The sequence below is a fragment of the Streptomyces sp. NPDC090442 genome, from assembly GCF_044769405.1.
Lineage (GTDB): Bacteria > Actinomycetota > Actinomycetes > Streptomycetales > Streptomycetaceae > Streptomyces.
In genome coordinates this window covers 1-7735 of the sequence record NZ_JBIVXW010000146.1, presented here as the reverse complement: position 1 = coordinate 7735, position 7735 = coordinate 1, and the positions used below count along the sequence as shown (strand labels likewise).

Below are 7735 nucleotides of genomic sequence, written 5' to 3'. Positions count from 1 at the left end.
ACCTCACCACCCACACCCCCAACCCCAACCCCAACCCCACCACCTACACCCAACAAGCCCCCCACACCCACACCCACCCACCCCTCACCACCACAACCTGAACAACCAAACCACCACAAACACACCCCCTACACCCCCACCCACACCACTGGAAAGCGAAATCATCATGTCCGCCACCCCCCGCGCCCGGCCCCAAGCGGCCGACCCCCCCGAACTCGACGCCTACTTCACCGACTTCAAAGAACCCCGCGCCGTAGCCGGCTTCTACAAGATCCGCTCCGAACAGGTCCTCAAAAATGAAGCTGGGCAGACGCTCTGGCCAGATGAGAGCCAGCGGCTCGATCCCATCGAGAGCACTTATGAAGTACGATCGGCCCGGTTCTATCTCGATGAGGCGTCGGTCCAGGCCTTGTATCCCGCCCACGGGATGTCGGGGAATTTCGGTCTGGTGCTTCCCCACATCACACTGCGCCGGCCCACTCTGCCGTGGGAGAGGTCCATGGCAGTGCAGCAGTCCATGGCGTCGAAGGCGCCGTGGATGGCGCTGCTGGTGTTCATGGTTGACGAGCTGCCGGACAATCCCGGGGGGGAGCCCGTGACACGTCCGGTGGCTGAGCTGATCAAGCCGGACCCGGAGAAGGATCCGGGTGTGGTGGGGCCGGGTCCCGGGCTGGGTGAGAATGCCGTGGTCCAGGGTGTCGAGTACGAGGGGGTGGCTGAGGAGACCGCGGCCAGTGAGTGCGGCACCATCGACGTTCCTGCGGAGGTGTTCACTGATGTTGTGCCGACGGAAGACGAGCTTCATTGCCTGGTTCATGTGCGAAATGTGATGCCCCACAAGACCAAGCCCGGTTTCAGGACGGCGGAAGAGCTTGCCAAGGGTGATTTCGCGGTGGTGGCGGCGAACCGTTTCCCTCATGCGCCAGGGCTGTATGTGGCGCATCTGGTTTCCCTGGAAGGCCACCGAGATCATCTCCCTCCGGGCGGTATTCCGGAGGGCAAGGACCGGGTGCGGCTGTGCAGTCTGCGCTGGTGGGCCTTCACCCACTCTCGCGAACGCCATCTCGATGTTGCAGGCCTCCTGCAGGACTTGGCAGCACCCGGTGGGCGGGCGGATTCGCCTCCGGACCCGGAGACGATTGAGAGCCTCTCCCTGCATCTGCTGCCCCCGCCTGAGCCCGTCGAAGGGCGAGTTCCTGCGGTCGTGGAGTACGTGCGGGACCGCTACAGGTGGGGTTTCGTGCCTGTCCCGCATACGCTGCCGTCCGGTGAGCTCAGCTTCGGCTGGTACCGCGGACCTGCCACGCCCGTCACCACCCTCAAGATAAGGGAATCCGGATACCCATACCCTCCGGACTCTGCCCGGGGAGGTCCCGCAACGACAGCCGATCACGCGCTGATCTACGAAGAGAAGTACGGAGTCTTCGACGTCAGTTACGCGGCTGCCTGGACCCTGGGCCGCGCGCTGGCCCTGTCCAACCCTAGTTACGCCGCCGACACGATCCGGGCACGGCGTGAACTGGCCAACCGGGACGCCACGTTGCTGGCCCTGTCCGCGGACCCCGACCCCGACCGCGCTCTGGTGGATCCCGATCCCTCGCCCGGGCTCCACGCCCTCACGACTTTGGCCTCGCCTGGTTTCGCACCGTCGCTTCTGCAAGCCTTGAGGCAGCCCCCGGCAGAGGTGCAGGCTGATGTGCGCCGTGTGCCGACGCCGTTGTCGCGGGAGGAAGCCCGCTCCCGCAGGGCCGAGCCGCGTATCGCCGGGCTGCTGCAGGCCGCAGCCGCCCGCCACGCTGCCGTGACCGCGGAGTGGGTCGACGGCCTGGCGGTACTCAAGGGGATCCCCTTCTGCTATCTCGTCCCGAACCCTTTAATGCTGCCGCCGGAATCACTGCGCATGTTCCGGATCGACCCCTACTGGATCGAGGCCATGCTGCGCGGGGCCATGGACATTGGTGTCAGCACTTCCCAGGACGCCGAGCTCGCGCCGCTCCTGCGCCAGGAGATGAACCGGGCCCGCACAGCCGTCAAAGCGGCAGCCGGCATTCTCATCCGTTCGGCACTGGTCGCGGCCTGGCCCGACAACTTCGACCTCATTGCACGGCTCAACGGCACGCGGATCGCAGAGCTGAGGCGCGACCGCCCGGCAGACGACGTTTTACTGGCTCTCTTCGACCAGGTGCCGGACGAGATTTCGATCCGTGAGCCGGGCGAGGGTATCCACTTCGGCATCGATATTGAGAACGGCAAGGAAGTCATCAACCTGCGCAGACTCACAGAAGGCACAGGGCCGGGTGAGGACATCGGCTCGTCCTTGCAGGCATGGTTCCCCGACCCCAACAGTGGGCAGACGGTCTTCAGCCGCTACCTGCGTGAACCCGACAGTCCGCGCCGTGTCCTGAACCTTCGCGGAACCGGGGCCACCTTCGTTCCCGACCTCGCCCGCGCCGTCGGGCAGGCCGAAGGCAACCCACAGACAGATCTCACCTCGGGGGAGCTCGCCCTGGAATTCATCAACTCCCCCATCGAGCAACGCCTCATCACCCGGCCCACCACGCCGTGAAAGCACCAGGACTGAGAGGCTTTCACGAAACCTCACGACAGATGGCATTTTGAGCATGGGCCGCTACACCCCACGGCGAACGGGGAGATTGGCACACGGCTCTGGAGTCAGAACCCACCCTGTTCTCGTCAACACCCAAAAACCTGGCACCCAGATTTCCACCCGGAGAAGCCATGAAGAATTCAGATCACAGCGACGCCACAGCGCCTCTCATCCCTTCTTCCAATGTTTCGGCGACACAGGGGCACCCCAGCTTTACCGTAGAACACGTTGCCCGGCCCACAGACACCACAGACACCGACCTCATCGTCCCCGTCGAAGTGCACGCTCTAGCCGTCAACGACGTGGTCCGCAACAGGTTGGACGCGTTTCACCGCTGGAGCCCCAACTACCGTGCGATGATACTAAATAAGCAGAGTGGCGAACCTGCGCCGGGCGAAAGCCTGGAAATAGTCCATGGATCCACTGACGACGCCCGGCGTTTCGAGGGCATCCATGTGCAATGGCAGCTTCCCGAGTGCCTGGCGAACGGTTTCTACCACGAGAGCGGCGACAAGGAGGGTGAGACGGAGTTTGCTCTGGTGCCCAACCGCTGGCTGGTTGTGCGGTATGCGCGTGTGAAGCGCAATGGGTCGTGGGAGCCGTTGAAGGCGGCAGGCTGGGTTGTGCACAGCGACTACCTCACGGGCGACTATCCCGAGGGAGGTCCGTACCCACCCCCGCCAGCGTATGAGGAAGATAAGGATTACGAGAGCACCACGTATTATCTGGATCCCCGTTCCGATGAGGTGACCAGGGGCAGTATCGTCCCGATCGGCCGCGTCCATCCCATGGTCCGCGACGCCCATACTCCCTGGGTGGAACCCGGGGGCGATGTCGAGTCCTTTTTGAGCGCTGCGGGTCCCGGCCTGCCCTTGTTCGCGGCCTTTGCCTCATATCATATGAATGTGTTCTGCTTCCAGGACCGCCTGCAGGACCTGAAGGACGAGCACGACCCCGATCCTCCGGACGCGCGACTGAGCTACTTTGTCCTCGGTTGGTACGCGCACGAAGGCGACGACATCCTGCGTACCGCAGCGAAGATTCCCGGCCTGCTGCCGCCCGATGCCGAATCGCCCGATGACGTCCTGGCCGCATTGGGCTGGGCGGTTGAAGCCGGCGTACCCGACACCCTGCAGCACACCCTGTATCACGGTACGGCCCTGGGAATCACGTGGGAGCGGCGGGGCCTGGAGCCGGTAACGGACCGGCCTGACGGCGACCGGATCAGGGCTGCCTTGGGCCACAGCAGTGACGAGGCGCTTGATGCCGCCTCTCCCCCCTCTTCTCGCCCGTCGGCCCGGCTGGTGCAGGCTCTGTACAACGGAGCCCTGGACTCCTTCGACGATCCCGATAGGGACAAAGACCTGGACGAGATCACTCGCCGTTCCTGGTTCGCCCACTCCAGCGGCGGTCATCGCTGGCAGGTCGTGCCCCGCCCCACCGACACTTCCGACAGCCCGGCAGTTGTTCCTGCGGACCTGGACCTGGGCTGGCTTGACCAGCTCAACACTGACCAGGCCGCATACGACGAGGCCCTGCCCCTCTTGTCGCAGAACCAGTGGCGCCTGTGGTCGCTGTACTGGCTCAAGGAACTGGATCCGACATACTTCCCCGGCAAGCCTGACGGCTTTGACTCCGAGGCAGAAAAGCAGATCATCAGCCTGACTCGCGTCGTCGAGGACCAGCGCGCAGACATCGACGACTTCATCAACGAATCCGACGGCAAGATTCCCTACGGGGAGACCCCGGAGGACCTCCAGGAATCCATCGGCAGGTTCCTCGACCGGCTCGAGACGAAACTTCCTGAGGAATTAGAGCTCAAGCGCATCACCCGGCAGACTTTCGACACCCCGGCAGATCCCTCCATCATCCTGTGGAGCTCGGAACCGGGCAAGCCCTTGAACCGGCGTCCTCTGGCACGCGACCACGATGACCCGCTGCCGTGCCGGATCCCCTCAAACCTGGTGACCGCAGTCAAGGCCAAAGGAAATACCAGCGATCCCTGGACCGAGTTCCCTGTCGGCTCGCCCCAGGCACCTGTGCCGCCCCCGGGGTTGTCCGGCCTTCCCGACATCACTGCACCCCTCCTCGAAGAATTCGCTCTCCTCGACCTCACAGCCCGCCCCGACGACGCGGGAGCCCCGCCGGTGCTTCATCTCCTCGTGAACAACCGAGCTCTCGTCCGCGGCCCGCTCGCCGAGTACACCGATCTCTGGCGCCAGCCCTGGCTCCCCATGATCCTCGAATGGCGCATCCGCTACAACGCGGCACCGTATCGCGCCGAAGAAGTCGACGAAGGGGGTAACTACCCATACCGCTGGGAATTTCGCAAAGACGAGGATGAATCAGAATACCGTTACCACTGGACAGGAAAAGGCGCCGAGCGCGGCCGGGAAGATCCAGAAAACGGGATCGAGGACAGTCTGCATTTCACGGAGTTTACGAGCCGCTGCTACCTCTCTCCGTCGATCGCCTATGTCCTGCGTAACGAACTCAGCCGCTATATGAGGACCTACCCCCAGGCCTCCTCCCTGGGTCTCAAAGCCCTGCACAAGGACCTCGAGGAATTCGACGGTATCCTCTCCCAACGTCTCGACGGGTTCAACAACTGGCTGCTGCAGCACGACGGCACCGCCCGGCTGACCGCCGAGCAGAGTGCGCCGGCCGAGATAACCTCCCTGCTCGGCACCGACAACTACACCCCCGATCCCGCCTCCGGGACCGGCACCCGGCGATTCCGTCCGGTGCGAGCCGGGCACTTCTACTTCTCCGAGCTGCGCTTGGTCGACCGGTTCGGCCAGACCGCGACCGTGGTCTTCGGCAAGGAATCCGTCACGCAGTTCGAGCCTGTTCGCGCTCAAAGCGTCCTGCCGGAGGAAGACCTCTTCACCGACATCGACGGCCCCCAGCGCATCGTGCAGCTGCCGCCGCGCATCCTGCAGCCCGCCCGCCTGCGCCTGGAGACCGCCACGGACCCCGCCGGCGCCACCCCTGTCGCCGGCTGGCTCATGTCGAATTTCATCGACAAGACCCTCATGGTCTACGCACCCGACGGAAACGTCCTGGGAGAACTGCGCAACATCACCCGCGGCATCAACCAGCAGGAGACCAAGTGGTTCCCTCTCCCCCACGCCCCCCACACCCATCCAGACCCGGAGAAAGACGAGGGATTCGCCCGGAGCTATCCGCACCTGTCCGCCTTCCTCACCCCCCTGCTCAATGAACCGCTGAGTATCAATGGCGCATTCGACGCCCTCAAAGACACCATCGACCAGGCGCTGGCCACCACACTGGACCACTCCACACAGGACGACCACCTGCCCGGCCGCCTCACCGGACGCCTGGTCGCTCTCGTGCTCGCCGACCTGGGCATCGACCTCGCCGGCCCCCCCGTCACCGACTCCAGCTGGGACCACGTCCTGGACGCGGCCGACGAATACGACCCCTACGCCACCTACGAATGGAACATCCGCCTCGGCCAACCCGACCGGCTCACCGACGGGCTCATCGGCTTCTACGCCTCCACCACCGGCCCCGGCCAGGACATCGACTACAACACCCTGCACACCACCCAAACCACCCCCCACCTCACCTACCTCACCCCCATCGACGACGGCTCCGCCCTGCGCCTGCCCGCACGTCCCCAACACCAGCCCCTCAGCCACCACCTCACCCTCCTCACCGACCCCCACGCCCCCGTCCACGCCGTCACCGACATCCTTCCCGTCCAGTCCCTCTCCCTTAACGCCGACCTCGTCCACCAAGCCCTCGCCCGCATCCGCGCCTCCTTCCGCCTCGTCTCCCTCCTCGCCCCCACCCGCACCACCGGCAACCTCACCGCCACCACCATGATGGACACCGAAGAAACCCACAGCATCCTCAACATCCTCAACACCAGCCTCGCCACCTACTACAACAGCCACAATCCCCCCACCACCGACGACACCGTCACCCTCGACCTCGGCGACGAACGCACCATCACCCGCATCGACGTCTACCTCGGCCGCCCCGACGGCACCCACACCTGGCCCCACATCAGCCTGGAGCACTACTCCGATCAAACAACCACCTGGCACCCCCTCACCACCCACACCACCGGCGACGAACTCCACCACCACATCCCCCCCCACACCCCCCTCACCGCCCGCTACCTCCGCCTACGCGCCACCGCCGATGAATACACCGAACCCATCGCCATCCGCGCCTTCACCGCCACCACCCACCCCCCCTGCCATGACCTCGTCATGCCCCAACCCTCCGCCCAACACGGCCACTGGACCTGGGCAGAACCCCTCCCCCTCCCCCAGACCGGATGGGACGAACTCCCCCTCACCCCCGCCGACACCCAAACCCACCCCGACGACCCCGTCCCCACCGCACGCACCGGCTACCTCCAACTCACCCCCACCGCACCCCCCCACAACGGCACCACCACACCGCACACACCCACCACAACCTCCCACAGAAAGGCACCACGATGACCACACCCACCTCCCCCCCGCCACTCCCCTGCAGCCTCACCGCAGAGCCCACCCCCCTGCCCGACACCACCGCCACACCCGCAAACACCGACCTCACCCTGCTCATCGGCCAAAGCACCACCCACCACCCCATGCAACAGCCCGTCTATTGCCAGGACATCACCATCGCCCTCCCCACAGGCGACAGCCCCGACGACCTCCACACCACCGACGCCGCCCTCTCCATCACCACCGGCGTCCCCTACCCAAGCCCCCACCTGCCCGGCCACAACTGGAGCATCACCACCACCCGCGCCTCCTCCGAAACCAGGTTCACCTGCATCCCCGACAGCACCCCCGCCATTTTCGACGGCACCCACCCCATCACCATCACCCTCGGCAACGTCACACCCAATCACCACCCCGGAACCGCCACCATCACCATCACCCAAACCACCGCCCTCACCCCCACCGGCCCATACAACACCAACCAACACCACATCAACATCAACAAACAATCCCTCCACAGCACCCAAATCTGACCAAACAAGAAAAGGTGTGGGCGCTCACGCGGGAGTGTCCAATAGACGGCGGATCCGATGATCAAGGAGACGCCTGATGAGCGAGACCATTACCGAGCACGGGGCTGTAGAGGAGCCGATGGTCG

The 7735-nt window shown here is 64.9% G+C and carries 3 protein-coding genes; all 3 read left to right on the top strand.

Annotated elements, in window-relative coordinates:
* The first annotated feature begins 166 nt into the window (after positions 1-166).
* On the top strand, positions 167-2566 hold the full coding sequence (locus ACIQU6_RS43245) for a hypothetical protein (protein WP_403487989.1): 2400 nt from the start codon (positions 167-169) through the stop codon (positions 2564-2566).
* A 173-nt stretch (positions 2567-2739) separates the two neighbouring features.
* The gene (locus ACIQU6_RS43240) at positions 2740-7089 is read left to right on the top strand and encodes a discoidin domain-containing protein (protein WP_403487987.1); all 4350 of its coding nucleotides are present in this window, start codon (positions 2740-2742) and stop codon (positions 7087-7089) included.
* Positions 7086-7610, top strand: a complete 525-nt coding sequence (locus ACIQU6_RS43235; protein ID WP_403487985.1) for a hypothetical protein — start codon at positions 7086-7088, stop codon at positions 7608-7610. Before ACIQU6_RS43240 ends, ACIQU6_RS43235 begins: the two co-directional genes overlap by 4 nt.
* Positions 7611-7735 lie beyond the last annotated feature (125 nt).